General features: G+C 38.4%; 1 protein-coding gene. It reads left to right on the top strand.

The window, feature by feature from the left end:
• On the top strand, positions 1-451 hold a 451-nt coding region (locus KJR01_RS09785), incomplete at both ends, for a polysaccharide biosynthesis protein (RefSeq protein ID WP_214119048.1).

Raw genomic sequence — 451 nt, 5'->3', positions numbered from 1 at the left:
AATTTATACGGTGCAACCAAACTTGCAAGCGATAAGCTTTTTGTCGCTGCAAACAACATAGCAGGTAACAAGCAAACACGCTTTGGTGTTACAAGATATGGCAATGTTGTAGGTTCAAGAGGTTCAGTGGTGCCTTTCTTTAAAAAACTCATCAGCGAAGGGGCTAAAGAACTTCCTATCACCGATACGAGAATGACTCGTTTTTGGATCAGCCTTGAAGATGGAGTAAAATTTGTACTGAGTAATTTTGAAAGAATGCATGGAGGAGAAATCTTTATCCCTAAAATTCCTTCGATGAAAATCACCGATCTAGCCCATGCTCTAGCTCCTAATTTAAGCCATAAAATCATAGGCATAAGAGCAGGAGAAAAACTACATGAAATCATGATTTCAAGCGATGATAGTCATTTAACCTATGAATTTGAAAACTACTATGCCATAAGCCCTAGCA

The organism is Campylobacter sp. 2018MI10 (assembly GCF_018501175.1).
In the GTDB taxonomy this organism is placed as follows: domain Bacteria; phylum Campylobacterota; class Campylobacteria; order Campylobacterales; family Campylobacteraceae; genus Campylobacter_E.
This window is presented reverse-complemented; position numbering and strand designations above follow the sequence as displayed.